Below are 20,932 nucleotides of genomic sequence, written 5' to 3'. Positions count from 1 at the left end.
TAGAGGAGTCGTTGTAGTTGCTTCATACAGAAGCCGGTATATCTTAGCGTGGTCCGCCAGGAAAACCGCCGCCCTGCATTTTTGCCATCATGTCCTGCATCTGTTTCATTCCGCCTTTTCCTGATAGCTTCTTCGCCATCTTTGCAGCATTTTTAAACTGCTTCAGCACACGGTTCACCTGTACCTGATCCAGTCCGGCACCTGCTGCCAAACGTCTCTTGCGCGTGTTGGTAAGAAGATCCGGATCTTCTCTCTCTTTGGGTGTCATAGACGAGACCATCGCTTTGATCATTTTGATCTCATCAGAGTTTTCCAGGTCCATATCACCTATCTGTTTTGCCATATTCCCCATACCAGGGATCATTCCCATGATGGACTTCATGCTTCCAAGTTTCTTCATCTGTTCCATCTGTGCCAGGAAATCATTGAAATTGAAATGGCCTTTTTTGATCTTCTGTGTGAATTTTTTTGCCTCTTTCGGGTCTATGGCGGCTGCTGCTTTTTCTGCCAGTGATTCCACATCTCCTGCACCCATCAGACGGCTTACGATCCTGTCTGAGATGAACTGCTCAAGATCGGGCATCTTTTCACCTGCACCAATGAAACGGAGCGGGGCACCTACCTGTTGTGTAAGCCCGAGTGCCACACCACCTTTGGAGTCACCATCAAACTTGGAAAGTACCACACCGGTGATACCTATCTTCTCTTTAAACGTTTGTGCTGTTCTGACTGCATCCTGACCTGTCATTGCATCCGCTACATAGAAGAGTTCATCCGGCTCTGCCACCTTCTTCACCTCTGCAAGCTCATCCATCAGTTCTTCATCGATAGCCAAACGTCCTGCAGTATCTATAAGTACCACATCATAAAGCTCTTTCTCTGCCTTTGCAAGCCCCTGCTTGACTATCTCTACAGGTGTAGCACTCTCATCAGCTACCAGTTCCACTTCTATCTGTGAAGTGATCTGTCTGAGCTGTTCTACCGCTGCAAGTCTCTGAAGGTCGGCTGCGATAACCATGACCTTCTTCTTTTTCTGTTCTTTTAGGAAATAGGCCAATTTACCCGTTGTCGTTGTTTTACCGGATCCCTGTAGACCTATCATCAGTACGACTGTTGGCGGTTTAGAGGCGAAAGTGAAACCTTTAGGTGCACCTTCTATCGTTAAGATATCAGTAAGTTTGGTTTGCAGTGCTTTGAGGAAGTTGTCTTTACCTACACCGTTTTGCTTGGTCTCAACCTCTACACTTGAAATGAGATCTTTCACTACTTTATGGTGCACATCTGCTTTTAAAAGTGATTTCTTCAGTTCCGTAGTTGCTTTTTTAAGTGCTTTTTCATCATCATGAAAACGAATTTTGCCTATGGCATTTTTAAAACTATCAGTTAAAGTATCAAACATTTCTTACCTTATTTCTTCTCTATTTTCTCTATATAATGTTGCGATTTTATCTAAGATTTACTTATATCTCGCGATGTCTTTGGGCTCTGCTGCATTGAACTCATAGTCCAGTAATTTCATTTTGGCAGAGTGCAGAAGGATACGTTTTGACTGTGTACGGCTCCCGTACTGTTCGTCACCTACGATAGGATGCCCTATATGTGCAAGATGTACACGGATCTGGTGCGTTCTTCCTGTCGTGATCTCTATATGGACTTTGGACTTTTTCCCCTGTATCTCTTCAGGTTTGACCACGGTATGTGCTTTTTTGCCTCGTACCGGGTCTATCATAGAGAAGGCTTTCCCTTTTTTCACCGTAAAGATAGGTTCGTCTATATCCACCTTTTCATACAGTACACCTTCTACCCATGCCACATAATGTTTTTCTACTTTACGGTTCTTGAACTCTTTAATGGCACGCTCTATAAACTCCCTGTTCTTTCCTAAGAGCAGTACACCCGATGTATCCCGGTCAAGCCTGTGCAGCAGTTCCGCGCCCGCTATGGAATCCTGGATCTCATAACTGTCTACCTGGGCAGGTTTGTTGACCGCAATGATATCTTCATCTTCATAGAGAATCTCTATATCTTCAGGATACTCTATACGAAAGTTCGTATCCGTGCGTATCTCTGCTCTGGCGATCTTCACTTTTTTATCTTCCACATAGACCAGTCCCCTGTCTATCAGTTCTTTTGCTTTGTTGTTTGAAATGCCCTTTGCCATTGCAAGGACTTTATATGCTTTATCTGTAGCCATTTTCTTCTATCCAATCTTTAAATTTATCATTCAGTGGAAATGCCACTATTTTGATCTTGCTATGTTGCCCCGTTTTAAAAAGTATATCACTTTTTGAAACCTTAAAACTTTTTGCAAGAAATTTTACTAACTCTTTGTTTGCCGCACCTTCTACTGCCGGTGCTTTAATGCGTATCTTGATGGCATCGTTATCATACACTTCGCAAAACTCGTTTTTACTCGCATTGGGCTGTGCTTTGATCCGTAAACTGACGGTTGCATCTTCTATGTTATAAAACACGCTCTAAGCTCTCTATGATACCTGTGATGTCACTCTTGTTCTTTATCTTTGTGGGTTTAAGCAATCCATGCTGCAGCAATCTTCTAGAAAGATTGGATGCCTCTACGACTGCAATACCTTCAATAGCATCAAAAATATCTTTTTGGTTGAAGTAGTGCTTCCCGGAGATGATCTTGCATCCGAACTGTGCTGCTTCTGCCGCATTGTGACCCCCTATAGGTTCAAATGCACCGCCAAGTATCACAATATCACTGATGGCATACATGTTGACCAATTCACCCAGAACATCGACCAGGATCATATCAGAGCTCAACACTTCATTTTGTGAATAACGTTGTGCCGTAAGCTGATATCTTTCAGCAAACGCTTCCATCATTTTAGCCACTTTGTCAAAACGTTCCGGATGGCGCGGTACTAAAAGCAGCACAGCTTCAGGATCTTCCTTCTTAAGCGCTGCAAAGGCATCCAGGATCAGGGCCTCTTCTCCCTCGTGTGTGCTCGCTCCACAGACAACCAAAGAGGAAGGTTTTTTGATCTCCTTGGTGACCCCGGGTAAATGTGCCAACTTGATATTACCCGTCACCACAACATTTTGTGCACCTAGAGACTCTAAGCGCTCTTTGTCTTTGGCTGTTTGTGCATAGACTTCATCTATGTGCTTAAAGATCTCTCTGTAGAGCCACCCTATCTTTTCATACCTGGGGAAAGACCTGTCACTCATACGTGCATTGATCAGCAAGGTTTTAGCCCCTCTGCTCTGTGCCAATGCAAAAAGCAGATACCAAAACTCCGCCTCCATCACCACCAATGCCTTCTGCGGTTTCAGCCAGCCCAAAAGCAAAGGTTCAAAAGGCAGATATCTGCTCTCTTTCGTGTACCCCTCTATCACATTAAAACCCGTGTGTGTTGTGGTACTCATCCGCATGCTCTCTTGCGGCAGTCTCTCCACCAAAGATTTGATGGCTTTTGCTTCTCCAAAACTACAAGAGTGGAACCAGATCCCATCAGGCTTTAAAGGCTTGTTGTGCCATAAGAAAAATCTTGCAGGCAGCGAATCTTTATATTTGGTTTTAAAAGAGAATAAGACTAAAAAAGGAAGAGCAATAAGATAAAGGGAAAAAGTGAGAAGACTATAGAGAAAAAAGAAAAGTTTCTCCATAGTACATCGCTTATGCTTCTTCCGTAACACTCTCTATATAGAGAATTCTACCACAGTGAGGACAATTACAGATCTCCTCTGCTTTGATCACGTCTGAATAGGTTTTGTCATTGAGCTTCATGTAACATCCGTAACATGCTTGTTTCTTCACAGGGACCACTGCTGTATTGCCTGCCCAAATACGGATCTTCTCATAGAATGCAAGTACTTTCTGTTCAATATCTCTACTGAGTTTTTCTCTTTCAACAAAAAGTTCACCCTTGTTTTTTTCGATCTCTGCTTTTTCTGCAGATACCACTTCATTGACCGATGCTGCTTCTGCACTCAACGCTTCTACTTTTGCCTTCGCTTCTTCTACAAGCAGTGCTGTCGTTTCATTGATCTTTTGAAGTCTTTCGATCTCTTCATTGGCAAAAGTCATCTTCTCTTTAGCGATATCTTCTTCCAAAGAGAGTGCTTTCATCTCTTTTTCTGTAGAGATCTCTTTAGATTTTTTAGCATTTGAAGCCAATTGCTCATTCAGCATTGCGAGCTGCTCTTCAAATGTTTTTACTTTTGCATCATTTTCAACGATACTTGCATTTAAAGTATCAAGTTCTGCCTGTGCGGCATTGATCTTCTTTTCTACTTTTGCAACTTTTTTATTTGCTGCTTCAAGCTGCGGAGTATAACTGTCTATAGCCTTGTCAATTTTTGAAAGCTCAATGAGCTCTTTTAGATGTTTGTTCAATCTCTGTCCTTTTGGCGTTTAAGGGTTCTCAATGATTATTTTGAGAGGTTCTCCCCATACTTTATATTGTTTCAATATGAAATGGGTTTTTTGAATTTGAAATTATAGCTAAAAGAGGTAAAACTTTCAACTCATCCAGCATGATCTCTGCAAAAAACTTTTCACTCTCATAGTGTCCGATGTCTACCATCATCAAATCTTCACTCATGGCTTTCATCGCATCATGATATTTTATATCTCCGGTCAAAAAACAGTCAGCCTCAACCTCATCCATCAGTGAAGCCCCTGCACCTGTGGTCAAAGCGATAGATCTGACCTTCTCTTTTTTGCCTATGACCTTGAGCGTAGGCAAGCCCAGTTTCTCTTTTAACAGGGTCAAAAGCTCTTTATAGTGCCACTCTCCTTTTGCCATACACACAAAAGGATCTTGTGACGCTACTTGAAACCCTAATATCTTTTCAAACACATATTGGTTCAAATGTGTCTGATCAAAATTGGTATGCATTGCGATCAAAGAGTGATTCTTCAGTATCATCTTTTCGATAAGGTTCGAAGGGTACTTTGCAAAATCAAGCTGTGTCATCTTACCAAAAATAAGCGGATGATGTACAACAAAAAGTGTATTGGGCTCTGCACGCTCTATCATCTCTTCATCCATGTCCAGTGCCACGACGATCTGTGATACTTCTCTGGACATATCACCAAGTATCAGTCCGGAGTTATCCCACTTTTCTTGAAGTTCAAAGGGGCTAATTTGATCTAAATGGTCATATATCTCTTGCAGTTTCATGCTAAACTCTCTGAGACTGTACTCTTTTTGACTTCTCCATCACTTGCTCTGCAAGACCTTGTTTATAGGCGATGATCTCTTCTCTGGTCTCTTCACATGCAGTAGAGACGATCTGCGCTGCGAGTATCCCTGCATTTTTGGCACCGTTGAGTGCCACTGTAGCCACAGGTACACCTCCAGGCATTTGCAGTATAGAGAGGACTGAATCCCATCCATCAATAGAGTTGCTTGATTTTACAGGCACCCCTATGACCGGCAGCGGGGACATGGAAGCTATCATACCCGGCAAGTGTGCAGCACCTCCCGCTCCGGCAATGATAACCTGAATACCACGCTTATGTGCATTGGCAGAAAACTCAAAAAGTTTTTCAGGTGTTCTGTGTGCCGAAACGATGTCCAGTTCATACCCTACATTGAACTGCTCCAACATCTTGGCAGCCTCTTGCATAACAGGAAGATCAGAATCTGATCCCATAACAATACTCACCACTACTTTTTCCATGATTTCACCTTTAGTATATTTTTCACTTGATCTGCTTTTTTAAATGCATTTTCAACTGTATCTGCCAAGACCGTGACATGTCCCATCTTTCTGGAAGGTCTTGTATTTTTTTTACCATAAAGATGGACCTTGACCCCATCGATAGCCAGAGACTCACTAAAACCTTCATAATAGACCGGCCCATCAAACCCCGGTTCTCCCAACAGGTTCAGCATCACTGACGCACTGGTTAACTTCGTACTTCCCAAAGGAAGATCAAGTATGGCACGTAGCAGCTGTTCCAATTGAGAGGTGACCACACTGTCTATCGTATGGTGCCCGCTGTTATGCGGACGCGGCGCTACTTCATTGATGAGTATCTGACCTTGTTTGTCTATAAAGAACTCGATCGCCAACAATCCGACCATATCTAACTTTTCAATGATCTCTATCGCCAATGTCTCTGCTGTTTGTGCCTCTTCTTGCGTAATATCTGCAGGACAGAAGATCTCTTCAACTAAGTTTGTCTCATCGTTGAATGTCATCTCCACCGCAGGGAAACAACGTACTTCTCCTGCACTGTTTCTTGCAGCGATCACAGCGATCTCTTTATCTATATCCACTTTTTTTTCTATAACAGAAGTACCTTCTAAAAGTGTTTTTTCACTACTATGGATCAGTGATACACCACGTCCGTCGTATCCACCTTTACGTAACTTCTGCACAAAAGGATAGGCAAGTTTTTTTGCCTGAATCGCTTCTGCTATCTCTTCTGCATTTTCACAGCATATAAAAGAAGAGGTCGGCAGTGCGTGCTTTGCATAGAACTCTTTTTGGAGTCCTTTATCCTGAATAAGTGCCAGAATATCAGGGTCCGGAACGATCTTCAATCCCTCGGATTTAAGCTTTTGTAAGGCTTCGATATTGACATTTTCAAGTTCAAAGGTCAAAATATCTACGCGCTTTCCGAATGCATAGACCGTTTCAAAGTCGTTAAAATCACCTTTCACGTAAACAGAGGCCACATTACGCGCAGAACACCCTTCATCCGGGTCAAGTACATAGGTGGAGATATCCCATTTGCTAGCCTCTTGAATCAACATCTTGCCAAGCTGACCGCCGGCAATGACTCCCATTTTTAAACTTGAAGTTACCAGTTTTTCAATCAAAACTTAGCCTCTCACACGTGCATTACGTTCTTGTTCTTGCGCTTTATAAAGCTTTGCACACCCTATGGAGAGTTCTCTCACTTTTAAAATATAGTTCTGTCTCTGCGCCTGGGAGATCGCTTTTCTTGCATCCAGCACATTAAAAGCATGAGACGCGATCATACATTGATCATACGCCGGTAGAGGCAAACCTGCCTCAAGACATACTTCACATTCATTGGAAGCATCCTCAAAATGCTGGAAGAGCTTCTCTACATTAGCGACTTCAAAGTGATACGTGGAAAACTCATACTCTGTCTCTTTATGTACATCACCATACGTCGTGACACTCTCCCCCATACGGTTCCAAACCAGATCATAGACTGAGTCCACCCCTTGCAGATACATCGCAAGTCTCTCTGTTCCATACGTGATCTCTACCGCTACAGGATCGCACGCGATACCACCAACCTGCTGAAAGTAGGTAAACTGTGTGACTTCCATACCATCAAGCCACACTTCCCAACCAAGACCCCAGGCACCTAAAGTCGGAGACTCCCAGTTGTCTTCTACAAAACGGATATCATGTTCTTTCAAGTTCAATCCCAGGTATTCCAGAGACTTCAAATAAAGCTCTTGAATATTGTCAGGGCTGGGCTTGATCAGTGTTTGAAACTGATAATAAGCACCAAGACGGTTAGGATTTTCCCCATAACGTCCATCTGTCGGACGGCGTGAAGGCGCTACATACGCAGCTGACCAAGGCTGAGAGTCCAGGCTTCTAAGCAGTGTCGCAGGGTGGAATGTACCTGCACCTGAAGGAATGTCATAAGGCTGTACGATATTACACCCCTGTTCTGCCCAGAATTGTTGTAATTTGAGGAGGAGTTCGCTAAATGTAATGGCGTTGTTGTTCATCTATATTTCTACCTAGTTTTAATTTTACAGTATTGTTTCAATCTCTGAAGAATCAAGTTCTACTTTCTTTGCTTTGCTTATACGATCTTCTTGCAGTTTTACCCTAAGCTCATCATCTTGCAGGGCCATGATCTGTATAGCCAAATACGCAGCATTGACCGCACCTGATTTACCTATGGCAAGTGTACCTACCGGCATACCTGCTGTCATCATGACTGTAGAAAGCAGTGCATCTTCACCCTTCAGTGCACCACTTTCCATAGGTACACCAAGTACTGGCTTACTCGTTGCAGCCGCTAACGCACCAGCAAGATGTGCTGCCATACCCGATGCTGCTATGTAGACCTGTGCACCTTTGGCTTCTGATTCTTTGACATACTGCATCGTTCTCTCAAGGCTTCTGTGCGCTGAAGAGATGACGAGCTCATACGGTACACCGAATTTTTTCAGTGTCTCTGAACATTCAGACATCACACTGTAGTCACTTTTACTTTCCATTACGATCGATACAAATTTCATTTTATATCCTTACTTGTTGGTTTGACTGCTTGTTCCTGCTTCATAGGTGTTGAGCTCTCCGTCAAGCCCTTGTTCTCCAATGCTTCCGCGATCTCACGTCTTAATATAGTATACCCCGGCAGTTTCGTAGGTAAAAGAATATTGTTCAAGTCCCCGGAGTGAATACACTCAAACTCCTTGCCTGACTCGGAGAGCATCTTTTTGAATGTCAGCCAATACTTCCCTTCTATCTCTTCTATCTTACCTATCTCATTGTCTACCAGTTCAACCGTTGCATCCAGAGGTAGGACGATCTCTACACTGTCACCCACACACGTTTTGTCTTTACATTTCCATGTCAAACCATCTTCCAGGACAAGCCCGGCTACCTGGTGGGTACCGTACTGTATTGAAAACTCGTTCGACTCTGTCTCACTTCTATCAAAAGGCCGTGAGAGCAGATAGGCATCTGTAAACCCGCGGTTCTGTGTGGTGTTAAGTTCAGCCTGATAGCGCGCCGCATCAAAATCATTGGCATAAAAATCATCGATCGCATGACGATAGGCTTTGGTGACCACAGCCGCATAGTAAGGAGACTTGGTACGCCCTTCTATCTTCAGTGAATCTATGACACCTGATTTGAGTATCTCATCGATATGTGATGCCATATTCATATCTTTTGCATTCATGATATAGGTACCGATCCCCTCTTCTTCATCCAGTCTGAATGTAGTTCCTGACTCAGGGTTGTGTGCGTAGACCTCATATGGGAAACGGCAGTCATTGGCACACGATCCACGGTTGGGTACACGGCCCGTTTGGAGTGAAGAGATGAGACAGCGTCCAGAGTAGGCAAAACACATCGAACCATGTACGAATATCTCTAATTCAAGATCAGGCAGATGGTGTTTAATGGCTTCACAATCTTTCAGGCTGATTTCACGCGCTACGATGATACGCTTGACCCCAAGGTCATAATAGACCTCTGCATCCATGGCATTCATTACATTGGCCTGTGTAGAGAGGTGGATAGGAATGTCCGGTGCAATACGATTGGCGATCTTTACCACTCCGGGGCTCGAGACGATCAGTGCATCGGGTTTCAGTTCAGCGATCTTAGCAATGTGGTTTTCATAAAGTTTCATTTGTGAATTAAAAGGAAATGAGTTTACGGTAGAGTAGACTTTTTTGCCACGGGCATGGGCATAGGCTATTCCTTCAGCATAGGATTCCATATCGAACTCTTTGCCTGAACGAATACGCAGTGAAAAGGTACTGGTACCCCCATATACGGCATCTGCCCCATAGTTCAGAGCGATCTTCAACTTCTCCAAGTTACCTGCCGGTGCTAAAAGTTCAACTTTATTTTGATCTGTCATCTTTTGCCTAATAGAATTTATTTGGTTCTTATTTTATCCTATTAGTGGTAAAAAACAGTTTTTATGCTAAAATCACCCCATGAGAATAGATATACATAATCACACAACACGTTGTAACCATGCTGAAGGTACGGTGGATGAGTACATCCAAAAAGCCATAGAACTGGGCATAGATATTTATGGGTTTTCTGAACATGCACCCATGGATTTTGATCCCCACTACCGTCTTGCATTTGAAGAGATGCAAGCCTATACCGATGATATTTTAGGGGCTAAAGAACGCTACAAAAAGGATATCAATATCCTATTCGGCTATGAGGTGGATTACCTTCCAGGACACATGGACGATCGTGTTTTACATGCAAAGGTAGACTACCTGATAGGCTCCGTTCACTTTATAGACAAATGGAGTTTTGACAACCCTGAATTCATCGCCGGATGGAAGAACAAAGATATAGATGAGATATGGCAAGCCTATTTTGAAGCCACCGAAGCGATGGCAAAATCCGGGAAATTTGACATTGCCGGACACCTTGATCTTATCAAAGTATTTAAGTTCATGCCTAAAAAAGATGTAAGACTCCTGGCAAAAGATGCCCTTCACGCCATTAAAAGATCCAATATGGTCCTGGAAGTCAACACCGCCGGTCTTCGCAAACCTGTAGGTGAACTCTACCCGTCACGTGCATTGCTAGAAGAGGCGTATGCACTTGATATCCCTATTACCTTCTCTTCGGATGCCCATTCGGTAGACCAGATAGGGTTCGGGTATGACATTGCAACGGCACAGACAAAAGAGGTCGGATACACAAAAGCTGCTACTTTTGAAGGCCGAGATCGACAATTGGTTAAATTTTAATCACAAATACGGATGTAAGTAAGTGATTTATGGATACAATACAACATATATTTTTAATTTAGGAGTAGTTACATGGGTAAATTTGTGAACAACATTGATGAGTTTTATAAATATTGCGAAGAGAATGAGGTAGAGTTTGTAGACTTTAGATTTACAGACATTAAAGGTGCTTGGCACCACATCAGTTACAGAATGAGTGCTGTAACAACTGGGATGCTAGAGGCTATTCCGTTTGATGGTTCTTCTATTGAAGCGTGGCAGCCGATCAACAAATCTGATATGCTTCTCAAGCCGGATGTAGAGACTGCATTCCTTGATCCGTTCACTGCTGACAGTACTATTATCGTGATCTGTGATGTTTATGACATCTACAAAGGCCAAATGTATGAAAAATGTCCTAGATCGATCGCTAAAAAATCACTTGAATATCTTGCAGAAGCAAATATCGGTGATGTTGCATACTTTGGTCCTGAAAATGAATTCTTCATTTTTGATGATGTAAAATTCAGAGATGATGTGAACAGTGCATACTTTAGAGTAGATACAGAAGAGGGTGAATGGAGCAGTGATACGAACTATGACGTTGGTAACATGGGTCACAGACCTGGAACAAAAGGTGGATACTTCCCTGTAATGCCTACAGACTCAATGGTTGACCTAAGAGCTGAAATGATGTTACTTCTTGAAGAAGTAGGTCTAGAAGTTGTGCTTGGTCACCATGAAGTGGCACAAGGTCAAGGGGAGATCGGTATCAAGTTCGGTACATTGATCGAAGCTGCAGATAACGTTCAAAAGTACAAATATGTCGTTAAAATGGTAGCACACCTTAACGGTAAAACAGCAACATTCATGCCAAAACCACTCTACGGTGATAACGGTAACGGTATGCACGTACACCAATCTATCTGGAAAGATGGGAAAAACCTCTTCTACAAAGATGGTGCGTACGCAAACCTAAGTAAAACAGCGCTTGACTACCTAAGCGGTATCTTTAAACACTCTGCAGCAGTCTCTGCATTTACCAATGCGAGTACAAACTCTTACAAAAGATTGCTTCCAGGGTTTGAAGCGCCATCTATCTTGACATATTCAAGCCAGAACAGATCGGCAGCTTGTCGTATCCCTTATGGTGCAGGTGAAGCGGCAACTAGAATCGAAACAAGATTCCCGGACTCAACTGCATGTCCATACCTAGCATTCTCAGCATTGATGATGGCTGGAATTGATGGTATCAAACATGGTGGTTATGAAATGGTTGGACCAATGGACGAAGACCTTTTCGAACTCAGCCTTGATGAGATCAGAGAGAAAAACATCCCTCAAATGCCTCACACACTAAGAGAAGCAATTGAAGGTCTTATTGCAGATAATGACTTCTTGAAACCAGTATTTACGCAAGACTTCATCGATGCATACCAACACTACCAGTTTGAAAGACAAATCTGGCCAGATGAAGGTAGACCAACAGCATTCGAATTCATCACAACTTACTCTTGCTAATTATTCCTTTCGGGCCTTCCGCCCGAAAGTACTTCTTTTTTCTTTAAAATCTATCCACACAATTCATTGTTTAAACCTTTTTGCGTTTATATTTTTTTTAGAGTTTTTATTATTAAAATAACCTCGATGACATTTTATAAGGTTTTTTAGTGCTCTATGGTGAAACATTGTCATATGACAGATTCGTTCTCTCAATCATGAACGTTTTTTATCAAGCCAATGAGCTAATCCGGCAAAAAGGAAGTACATTAAAAGTGCTGATATCGCCAGAGATGTTTTAGTGTTTCCAAAAGGTGGTCCAAATATATTGACGGCATTCACCAAAAGAAGAAGAATTACGAATATACCCATGCCATATTTTCCTATGGATGACTTCGAAGTTGTCGCACTTAAATAGAGCCACAGTCCACCAACCAGGAGTACGGCTTCAAGTGTATAGGTTGCAATTGCATTGTTCCATAGCCCAAAACCAAGTTTGGTGGATGTATTGCTCCAAAGTGGTAAATCCGGTGTATGCACGATAAGATCAAAAAACCAGTGCGACAGTACAGCAATTCCCATGACCAATGCGACTGACTTATTTCTCGGGGGAACCATTCGAAATACAATATAAACAAATCCCGCTAACAGGATAGATGCAAGCAGACTGTGTGTGTATGGCATATATTCTAACTCAAAATGAGTTGATTCAGTAAAGTTTTCGATGATATTAATTTTTTCTATTCCTAGAAGTACGAATGGAAAGAAAAGGATGTCGACTAGTTGAACCGATAGGAATAACATACCCAATGATGCTTTCTTCTCAACTTTTTTCAACGCGAGACATGTTGCGTAGTGGCCGATGAACACCTCTTCCTCCTTCTTACTTTACTATGCTATTTATTTCTATATCGATCAATACTTAAGACACTTCACTATAAAATCAACATGATAATGTTCATCATGTCTTACCCACGACTTTTTCTTGGAAAAATGAATATGTTTTCTCAAATATGTTCCATATTTTGTTTTTAGAAGATAGGGCTGCAACTGTGGATCAAATATAACTCTCCATATTTTTGCACCTTTAACTTTTGCTTTTTTATGCAAGCTGACAATATGTGCCGCCATGGCTTCATAATCAATAGTATACCCTTCATAGTGACCTTTTTTGTCAAATTCTATATCGTATCCAAACTTATTAAATAAATGTGTGGGTAAATGTATTGACTCTCCACTGCTATTGACAACGGGAACCATAAAGTCTACAGACAGGCCATTTCTATGTGTTTTATGGGGACTAAATTTTCCACCTTTTTTGAAGCCTGTTTCTGCGTATTTATAAACCTTTTGGGGCATTTCGGTTTCTAATGATTTATATGAGTCTTCTATAATCTCTTTTACTTTTGAATGCACATATGTCCTGCCCAGGAGTTCAGCTGTTTTACTGTAACTTACATAGTTATTCCCTTGGCTAGAAAGCTGAACGCCATTTTCCAATCTACCGTGTGACGTACTACCGTAGCATGTACTTTCTAAAGCTAACAGTGATGTATTACAAAACAAAATTATAAATACTACATATTTCATTCTCACCTTCTGGTTCTTTTATTTTAAAATTTAAAACAAAGATTTTAAGAAGATAATCTCTGCCTATCGGTAATCTATCTATTACGTCTTTTTATTGTTTTATCTCTGTATCATCTTTCTCTATATGCTCATTTACTACAGTTTCTTCTGCAATTTCATCTTTTTTCTCACGTCCGAAGAGTTTCTTCACAAACGCACCGGCACCGATAAGCAGGAAGATCCATACCTTTTTCAAAAATAGTAATACCGTTGCGAGTATACCAACCTTTGCGGCAACCTTACCGGCAACCAATGCACCGATCCCATAAGCTGCAACCGTATCAATATCAGGATTGAAATCCGCGTAGCGTGAACCTTCATTGAAGTCTGCTATTTTCAAGACCGTATCAATTTCGGAATTTATCATATCCAACTGGTCCATACCTGCAATAAAGTTTAAAACCAAAACTCCTTTTCGTCCTAATACCCGAATATTGTAATTGAGTGTATTGATCTCTTGTGTTCCAAATTTAATCTCTTTTGCCCAGTGTAGTTTATGTGTTTTTTTATCATAATAGGGTTTGGCAGCCCATCCGATCAAACTAATAGCATCATACCCTTGTTTCACCCGTTCTGCACTTGCATTAGCAGTACTCTGTTTCATATCAGATAGAAGCTCATTATAGTTTATCTTATCAGCATCTTCATCGGAGACATAACCATCCTCCACATATTCGACTGTGACACCCCAGGCAGTATTGTCATACGGTGTTACCCCAGTAGGGAAAAGCATACCCAGTGTTTTTTCTCCTCCCGGAGGGTTCCCCCATATTTTGACCAATACAGTTTCTGTATCTTCAGGGCTCAGATAATAAAAATTTTCAGGCACATGAAGTGTAGCCACTCCATTAGGCAGTTTTATTTCTCCATGTTGAGGATTCAATGAATCCAAAATTTTGTTAGCTTCTGCAATATATTGCGCTTGTTCGGCTGTTAAATTTTCCTCATTTTCTGCCATCAGTTGGTTTGAAAACAACATCATTAACGTAAAAATTACTCCAAAATACTTCATCTATACTCCCCTTTTTATATAAATATAGATTATTATATAGTATTTGAATATATAAAAGCTTAACTAAATCTTAACCTTGATGCTATCTAGTGCGTAAAGAGCTTTTTCTCTTCCTCTTTCCTAAAGAAAGTAAAATATGCCCAAAGTGTCGTCCCATAGATAAAGATAGAGAGCATCACCACGCCTGTGGTCACCACTTCAAAAAGTTCTTTATACTCAAATGATTCAGGGATCATATGTACAAGTATGATAGAAAGAGCCCCTTTCATTCCCGAGAAGGTCAGTATGAACCAGCCCTCAAATCCCACCGGTTTGATCTGTTCGAGCTTGCTGCCCCAAAAAGCGAATTTCGCCATAGAAACCGCACGGATCAATGTCGTAATGATGAACATGGCGAATATCTCTACTTTATACTCCCAGATCTTCTCCAGACTTACCATCTCAGCCAAAACAAAGAAGATCATGACTGCCGCTATATACCCAAACTCTTTAGCCATCTCATAGATATACTCCATACGCTCGGAAGTGGTCGAGTCGATACCATGCAGACGAAGCTTCTGTAAGAATGTTTTGCTCTTTTTGGCTTCCTCTTCATCCAGCATCTTCATATCCATATCGATCCAAGCCTTAGTGGCGATGATCGCCGTGATCAAGGTCAAAATACCACTGACATGAAAGTGTTCCGCTACTACATAGGAAAGATAGGCTTCGATGATAAAAACAAAAAGCTCTCCGCGCTTATCCTCGATCAGCTTCATCATCATGTAGAAGAGGTATCCAAATCCTATCCCGATCCCCATACTCACTGCAAACACACGGAGTGCATCCATGGTGGCTTCTGCGGCATCTATTTTACCGCTCATCATCCATGGCAGTCCTATGAAGAAAAAGGCGATAACCGCAGTGGCATCATTACCCAGAGATTCACCCTCGATCAACACTTTGATATCATGCCCGATACCTTTAAAACGGGAAAGTACCGACTGTACACTCACTGCATCGGTAGCCATATTGATCGCAAAGAGCGAAACATAGGCACCCAGCGTAAGCCCCTCAAAGATCCCAAAGTAGTACATACTTGCACCCGCTGTGATAGAGAGGGCCACTGCGACCACAGCCAAGTAGAAGATACTCCAGCCGTGTTTTTTAATGTCTCTAAAATGCAGATGTAATGCATCTCCCATAAAGATAAGCGGGATACAGAACAAAATGATCGTATCAAAATAGTGTGGAAGGTCTATGGGTACTGCCACAGGGACATAGGTGTAGATCGTGTATGAACCTATCAGCAGTAAAAATACTGAGGGTATTTTCAACCTGTTTGCCAAAGCATCTGAAAAAACGACCAGTCCCAATATAGTGATGAGTATGATCCCCGGTGCGAAACTATGCATATAAATCCTCCAATAATGTTATCATCTCTTGTAAACTTCTATAGCCTTTTTGACATACCATATGTCCCTCCTCGTCTATCACGACCACCGAAGGAAATGCATTGGCTCCCATCGAACGTGCTTTTGCAAAATCATGTTCCATCAGAAGCTCTGCTCTGTCACTTTCAAAGAATGTACTGAATGCGCTTTGATCTGACTCCGACCTATGCAGTAAACGGGTTAAATTCTCTCGCTTTGTAATATCTTCGCTTCTGGTATAAAATGCCTCTTGTATCGTATGCAGATAGTCAAAAGCACTCTGCATCCCAAAAAGTTCTCTGACGGTTATGACTGCTTTGCATGCAGGATAGGTATCGTAGTCAAAAAACTCTTTTTCAAATAAATCCTCTGAAAAAACCTGTCCTGTTCTTTGTGTCACCTGTTTCCAGTGTTCTTTTAGGTACACTTTTGAACGCTCATCCCAAGGCATTTCACCTTTGGTACGTAAACCGCCCAAAACCAGTGAGAACGCATACTTTTCATGAAAAAAATTACGCAGTTCTTCTATCACAGGTGCAAATCCCCAGCACCATGAACACATGGGATCAAGTACCAAGATCAGCTCTTTTTGCATGCTAGAACAAGGTACCGCTGTCGTTGGAAACAGGCGTTAAAGGCACTTTTCGTTTAGGATGCAAAGGATCATCCTCTTCTTCAACGATTTCTTCTTGAGAAACCGGGTCTTCATCGATATTGATCATAGGGGCCATGCCTATCTCTCCCTCATCAGGATTGTTATCTTCTGTGATCTCTATCTCTTCTGCTAAAAGTTGATCATATCCATCATAGTTTTGTACCCTTCTTTTATGGCTGTCAGGCAGCGGAGAATTTTGTGTGTAAAGTTCTGCCTTGCCCTGATACTCACCTCTAAATACACCCTCCGGGATATCAAAGGTCCGTTTCGTCTCCGGATACAACTCTAACAGTTTCTTATAGTAAAAAGAAAATGCAGGTGCAGCCAGTGCTCCTCCTGTCGCTCCGCGTCCTATGCGACTATTGTCATCTCTACCGAACCAGACAATGGTTTCAATGGTTGGAGAGTATCCGCAGAACCATGCATCGATATTGTCATTGGTCGTACCCGTTTTCCCTGCAAGTTCGATACCGTCTACTCTTGCATTTCTACCCGTACCTCTCTTTACCACATCCATCAGGACATCGGTCATCAAGTATGCCTGTTCTGGTGTAGTAAAATCTTCTATCTCTTTAGGACGTGTTTCATAGATCACAGCTCCCTCTTTGGAGATGATCTTGCTTACAAGTCTTGGCTCTATCATATGGCCTTCATTCGCAAATACGGAAAATATCTGCGCCATTTTCAATGGACTTAACCCAAGGTTACCCAAGGCTATGGACATATCTCTAGGGATATGCGGTACATCCAAAAATGCCAACCTTTTACGGATCGTACTCACTCCCAGATCCGCTACCAGGTTAATGGTCGCAAGGTTACGTGAATGTACCAGAGCTTCTCTGAAAGGGATAAATCCTTTAAAGTCATGTTCATAATTTTTAGGTGCCCAGATCTTAGGTTTTCCCTGATAGTAATACTGGAAAGTTCTTGCCAGGTCTGTCAAGGGACTTGCGGGATTGTACCCCATATCCAAGGCTGTTTGGTAGATAAACGGTTTGAAGGCAGATCCAGGCTGACGCTTTGACTGTGTCACACGGTTATACGCAGACCTTTCATAATCTGCCCCGCCTACCATTGCCAAGATATCACCTGTTTTACTCTCTACCGCTACAAATGCCGTATTCAGTGTAGAGGTTTCTGCTTTCTCCTTATATTTTTTGAGTGCTTTTTTGTAGGCAAAATCAACCGCCTCTTTTGCAATGGCCTGCTGTTTCATATCGACCGTCGTATAGATCTCATACCCGCCTGTACGTATGTCACCCAATTTCCCTTTAAACCGTCTCAGTACTTCATCTACGATACCGGGTGCGATATTCTGGGTTAAAGAGGTTTTATGTACTACAGGGGATTCTTTCACCGCTTTAAGGTAATCACTTTTCGTGATCCACCCTATGCTTTTCATACGGTAGAGTACATTATTGGCACGATCCAACGCACGTTTATAATGCTTCAGGGGGTTATAATAACTCGGTGCATTGGGCAAACCTACCAAAATGGCCGCTTCTTTGAGCGTCAACTCATGAAGCTCTTTATGAAAGTACCCGTTTGCAGCGGTTTTGACACCAAAGTAGTTATTTCCGTAAGATATCTCATTAAGGTATCGCTCAATGATATCTTCTTTACTTAACTCGTGCTCGATCTTCAGTGCCAAGATAGCCTCTTTGATCTTACGTGCAAGTTTCTTTTCGTTAGAGAGTATTTTATTTTTGATGAGCTGTTGGGTCAGTGTACTTCCACCCTCAACAAACGCACCTGCCTGTATATCTTTCACTACTGCCCTGAGGATCGCATCAGGGTTCACCCCGTTGTGTTCAAAGAACTGCGTATCTTCCATCGCAACAAGCCCTTCGACAAGAATCCCTGGAATTTCATCATAGGTCGCATAAAGACGGTGTTGATCTTTAAAGACATAGGCAAGTTTTTCACCGTTTCTGTCATAGATGATGGAAGAGGTTTCCGGTTTATAATTGATGAGCTTATCTGCATCCAAAGATATCTCTTCATAAGCATAGATAAACGCTGCAGTCAATGCCACGCCAAATAGCATGGCTAAGATAATTGAACCTTTTACTAAACTGTTGAACACACAGACCCTTTATAATATATACATTTTTTTATTTTGAATGGTTATTGTACCGTGTTATGACTAATGAGTGCTAACGCATGTCTGATCTTCTGTACAGAGATACCCAGGTTCAATATCACCCTGATGATAGGTTTTTTCACTGTAGGCTGACGTATTGCACCTACCAGGTACCCTTGTGCCATCAAGCCTTTCTGTACAAAGAGTGTATGTTCATTGCTTGGCATTTCTATAGGTACGATGAGACTCTGACACTCGATCCCCAACTGTTTTCTTACCGCTACCTGTCGCTCGAGGATCTTCTTTCTATATTTTTCTGCTTTTTTACGTATATGTTCGACATTGACCAGTGCCAATGCGGTATCAAACACAGAGGGTGCGGTGGAATAGATGATGGGTTTTGCTCTGTTCTCCAGGAAACTGATCACGTTTTTCGAAGCCAGGATATAGGCACCGTAAGAACCATAAGCTTTCCCCAGTGTCCCCATCTTGATATGTCTCTCATTGATACTGATACCGTAATACTCAAAGATACCCAGGAGTTTGGTGCCAAGTACTCCTGCACTGTGTGCTTCATCGACGATAAGCAGTGCCTTGACTTCATCGGCAATGTCAAAGATCTCTTTTTTGCAAAGATCACCGCCCATCGAGTAGACACCCTCCACTGCGATGATCTGTCTTTTGGCCGGGTATGCGGCTAACTTTTCTCTCAGGTCCTCCGCATCATTATGCGCAAATGTGACCACCCTGTCTCCCAAAAGCTGAGAAGCCATCACGCCTGAAGCGTGGTACTCTTCATCCATGAAAAGCATATCTCCTTTACGTACCAATGCCTCTATGAGTGCCATGTTCGCCAGAAAACCGGAACCTACCACAAGTCCCTCTTCAAAACCGTTATACTCAGCCATGGTCATCTCAAAGATCCTGTGTATAGGATGGTAGCCGTTCACCAGCATACTCGCTTTGGAGCTGATCGTTTCATATTCATTGACCAGTTTGACCGCTTTTTTAAACTGTTTTTTATTAAGTGACAACCCCAAGTAATCATTGGAAGCCAGATCATCCAACCTGTCATCATAGAGTTTACGATCTCTCAACCGTCCAGCTTTTTTGAGGGCTTTTAATTCATTTTCATACATATTGATTTTTTACCTTTATCCATGGCAAGAGTGTTTCCACCTGTAGACCCATCGCCGTGCTTTCATGGCCGTCTACGGATTTGATGTATTTTTTACAAAAACCTTCGACCATGCATCCACCTGCTTTGCCCTGCCACAGTCCGCTCTCAAGATACTTCTCCAGATCCTCTTCCTCAAACTTTGAAAAATGGTAATGCGTTGCAGAGATATCTGAAAAAGCCAGATGTTTTGACCTGTAGTGGGCAGAAGAGATGATAGAGATGGTCGAACCACTTTGTATCCTCAAAATACGTCTTGCATCTTCTCTATTTTTGGGTTTTCTCAAGATCGTTCCATCCGCAGCAGCGATGACCGTATCTGCACAGAGCAGAGGTGTCTCAATCCCAAACTGACGAATGGCTGCATCGAGTTTCCCTTTGCTTGCGGTATAGACAAAATCTTTTGCTATGGGTGTGGTGATCTGTTCTTCATCATACGCTACTGACTTTTGCATAAAATCGATGCCAAAGTTAGTAAGAAGCAACGCCCTGCTTTCAGAAGATGAACACAAATAGATCATTACAGTCCTCTAAGAGATACACCTAACCATAATGCTGCGATCCCTAACACAATATTGATCGGTAAAAGTAAATTGGGAATGAAACTCATCTGTGCTTTTGCCAGTGCAACCTCACCTTGAGAGAAGAGTTTCCAAGCCTTTGCACGTTTGATATACATATAGGTGTAGTTGACTGCCATCACCGTCCAAATGATCTCTTTAGAGAGAAAAAGCGACTTGAGATCACCGTGGTGTCCGCCTGTTGCTATCGCCATGATCAAACCTGTGATAAACAGGATCGCAATAAAAAGCATCACAAGATTAAAGAGTCTGCCCGTGATCTGCAGGGTGATACCCAATCTCTGTTTAGGCACCAGCATGGAAGACTTGACATCGTTTTCCAGCATTTCTGCTGCAGTCACACCGCCTCGCTGAATGACGGGATGAACTGCCACACGGATCGCGATCATACCGCCTACCCAGATAAAAGCAGAAAGTACATGTAAAAAAACGATCAATTGCCCATAGTTGCCAAATAGTTCTGTCATC

General features: G+C 42.2%; 22 protein-coding genes. 2 read left to right on the top strand and 20 right to left on the bottom strand.

The window, feature by feature from the left end; translation table 11 throughout:
• Nucleotides 1-43 precede the first annotated feature (43 nt).
• From ffh to MN086_RS01405, 11 genes are all read right to left on the bottom strand, one after another.
• On the bottom strand, nt 44-1,399 hold the full coding sequence (gene ffh, locus MN086_RS01455; RefSeq protein ID WP_248576290.1) for a signal recognition particle protein: 1,356 nt from the start codon (nt 1,397-1,399) through the stop codon (nt 44-46).
• Between the two features lie 57 nt (nt 1,400-1,456).
• Nucleotides 1,457-2,194: an RluA family pseudouridine synthase gene (locus MN086_RS01450; protein WP_248576289.1), complete on the bottom strand. Its 738-nt coding sequence runs from the start codon at nt 2,192-2,194 to the stop codon at nt 1,457-1,459.
• Nucleotides 2,181-2,474, bottom strand: a complete 294-nt coding sequence (locus MN086_RS01445; protein ID WP_248576288.1) for a DUF167 domain-containing protein — start codon at nt 2,472-2,474, stop codon at nt 2,181-2,183. The genes MN086_RS01450 and MN086_RS01445 overlap by 14 nt, the downstream gene beginning before the upstream one ends.
• Complete coding sequence (gene waaA / locus MN086_RS01440; protein WP_248576287.1) at nt 2,464-3,633, bottom strand: lipid IV(A) 3-deoxy-D-manno-octulosonic acid transferase; 1,170 nt, start codon at nt 3,631-3,633, stop codon at nt 2,464-2,466. The genes MN086_RS01445 and waaA overlap by 11 nt, the downstream gene beginning before the upstream one ends.
• 10 nt (nt 3,634-3,643) lie before the next feature.
• The gene (locus MN086_RS01435; RefSeq protein ID WP_248576286.1) at nt 3,644-4,363 is read right to left on the bottom strand and encodes a zinc ribbon domain-containing protein; all 720 of its coding nucleotides are present in this window, start codon (nt 4,361-4,363) and stop codon (nt 3,644-3,646) included.
• 61 nt (nt 4,364-4,424) lie between these two features.
• Complete coding sequence (locus MN086_RS01430; protein WP_248576285.1) at nt 4,425-5,153, bottom strand: Nif3-like dinuclear metal center hexameric protein; 729 nt, start codon at nt 5,151-5,153, stop codon at nt 4,425-4,427.
• Nucleotide 5,154: 1 nt separating this feature from the next.
• Nucleotides 5,155-5,655 (bottom strand): 5-(carboxyamino)imidazole ribonucleotide mutase, encoded by a 501-nt coding sequence (gene purE / locus MN086_RS01425; protein WP_248576284.1) that lies wholly within the window; start codon nt 5,653-5,655, stop codon nt 5,155-5,157.
• On the bottom strand, nt 5,643-6,803 hold the full coding sequence (locus MN086_RS01420; RefSeq protein ID WP_248576283.1) for a 5-(carboxyamino)imidazole ribonucleotide synthase: 1,161 nt from the start codon (nt 6,801-6,803) through the stop codon (nt 5,643-5,645). Before MN086_RS01420 ends, purE (MN086_RS01425) begins: the two co-directional genes overlap by 13 nt.
• 3 nt (nt 6,804-6,806) lie before the next feature.
• Entirely contained in the window at nt 6,807-7,700 is an 894-nt protein-coding gene (gene glyQ / locus MN086_RS01415) for a glycine--tRNA ligase subunit alpha (protein WP_248576282.1), read from the bottom strand.
• Between the two features lie 24 nt (nt 7,701-7,724).
• Nucleotides 7,725-8,219, bottom strand: a complete 495-nt coding sequence (gene purE, locus MN086_RS01410; RefSeq protein ID WP_248576281.1) for a 5-(carboxyamino)imidazole ribonucleotide mutase — start codon at nt 8,217-8,219, stop codon at nt 7,725-7,727.
• The gene (locus MN086_RS01405) at nt 8,216-9,577 is read right to left on the bottom strand and encodes a peptidase U32 family protein (protein ID WP_248576280.1); all 1,362 of its coding nucleotides are present in this window, start codon (nt 9,575-9,577) and stop codon (nt 8,216-8,218) included. The genes purE (MN086_RS01410) and MN086_RS01405 overlap by 4 nt, the downstream gene beginning before the upstream one ends.
• A 79-nt stretch (nt 9,578-9,656) precedes the next feature.
• Between MN086_RS01405 and MN086_RS01400 the strand changes: the two genes are divergently transcribed.
• Complete coding sequence (locus MN086_RS01400; protein WP_248576279.1) at nt 9,657-10,436, top strand: histidinol-phosphatase; 780 nt, start codon at nt 9,657-9,659, stop codon at nt 10,434-10,436.
• A 72-nt stretch (nt 10,437-10,508) separates the two neighbouring features.
• The gene (glnA, locus tag MN086_RS01395; RefSeq protein WP_248576278.1) at nt 10,509-11,936 is read left to right on the top strand and encodes a type I glutamate--ammonia ligase; all 1,428 of its coding nucleotides are present in this window, start codon (nt 10,509-10,511) and stop codon (nt 11,934-11,936) included.
• Nucleotides 11,937-12,131: 195 nt separating this feature from the next.
• Here glnA and MN086_RS01390 read toward each other — a convergent pair whose 3' ends face one another.
• The 9 genes from MN086_RS01390 to MN086_RS01350 form a co-directional block, all read right to left on the bottom strand.
• A complete protein-coding gene (locus MN086_RS01390) occupies nt 12,132-12,785 on the bottom strand; it encodes a metal-dependent hydrolase (protein WP_248576277.1) in 654 nt (217 codons plus the stop codon).
• 45 nt (nt 12,786-12,830) lie between these two features.
• Nucleotides 12,831-13,505, bottom strand: coding sequence for a penicillin-insensitive murein endopeptidase (locus MN086_RS01385; RefSeq protein ID WP_248576276.1), 675 nt, complete (start codon nt 13,503-13,505; stop codon nt 12,831-12,833).
• 91 nt (nt 13,506-13,596) lie between these two features.
• Nucleotides 13,597-14,556 (bottom strand): DUF2167 domain-containing protein, encoded by a 960-nt coding sequence (locus tag MN086_RS01380; RefSeq protein ID WP_248576275.1) that lies wholly within the window; start codon nt 14,554-14,556, stop codon nt 13,597-13,599.
• Between the two features lie 86 nt (nt 14,557-14,642).
• Nucleotides 14,643-15,950 (bottom strand): sodium:proton antiporter, encoded by a 1,308-nt coding sequence (locus tag MN086_RS01375; protein ID WP_248576274.1) that lies wholly within the window; start codon nt 15,948-15,950, stop codon nt 14,643-14,645.
• Nucleotides 15,943-16,563 carry a DsbA family protein gene (locus MN086_RS01370; protein WP_248576273.1) on the bottom strand — a complete coding sequence of 207 codons (621 nt, stop codon included), beginning with the start codon at nt 16,561-16,563 and terminating at the stop codon, nt 15,943-15,945. Before MN086_RS01370 ends, MN086_RS01375 begins: the two co-directional genes overlap by 8 nt.
• Before the next feature lies 1 nt (nt 16,564).
• Nucleotides 16,565-18,709, bottom strand: coding sequence for a transglycosylase domain-containing protein (locus MN086_RS01365; protein WP_248576272.1), 2,145 nt, complete (start codon nt 18,707-18,709; stop codon nt 16,565-16,567).
• A gap of 41 nt (nt 18,710-18,750) precedes the next feature.
• Entirely contained in the window at nt 18,751-19,845 is a 1,095-nt protein-coding gene (locus MN086_RS01360; RefSeq protein ID WP_248576271.1) for a pyridoxal phosphate-dependent aminotransferase family protein, read from the bottom strand.
• Nucleotides 19,838-20,404, bottom strand: coding sequence for a septum formation inhibitor Maf (maf, locus tag MN086_RS01355; protein ID WP_248576270.1), 567 nt, complete (start codon nt 20,402-20,404; stop codon nt 19,838-19,840). Before maf ends, MN086_RS01360 begins: the two co-directional genes overlap by 8 nt.
• Nucleotides 20,404-20,931: a hypothetical protein gene (locus tag MN086_RS01350; protein WP_248576269.1), complete on the bottom strand. Its 528-nt coding sequence runs from the start codon at nt 20,929-20,931 to the stop codon at nt 20,404-20,406. Before MN086_RS01350 ends, maf begins: the two co-directional genes overlap by 1 nt.
• Nucleotide 20,932: the final 1 nt, after the last annotated feature.

The organism is Sulfurovum sp. XGS-02, assembly GCF_023213175.1.
Lineage (GTDB): Bacteria > Campylobacterota > Campylobacteria > Campylobacterales > Sulfurovaceae > Sulfurovum.
Note: the sequence above shows the minus strand (reverse complement) of the source record. Positions and strands in the feature narration are given on the sequence as shown.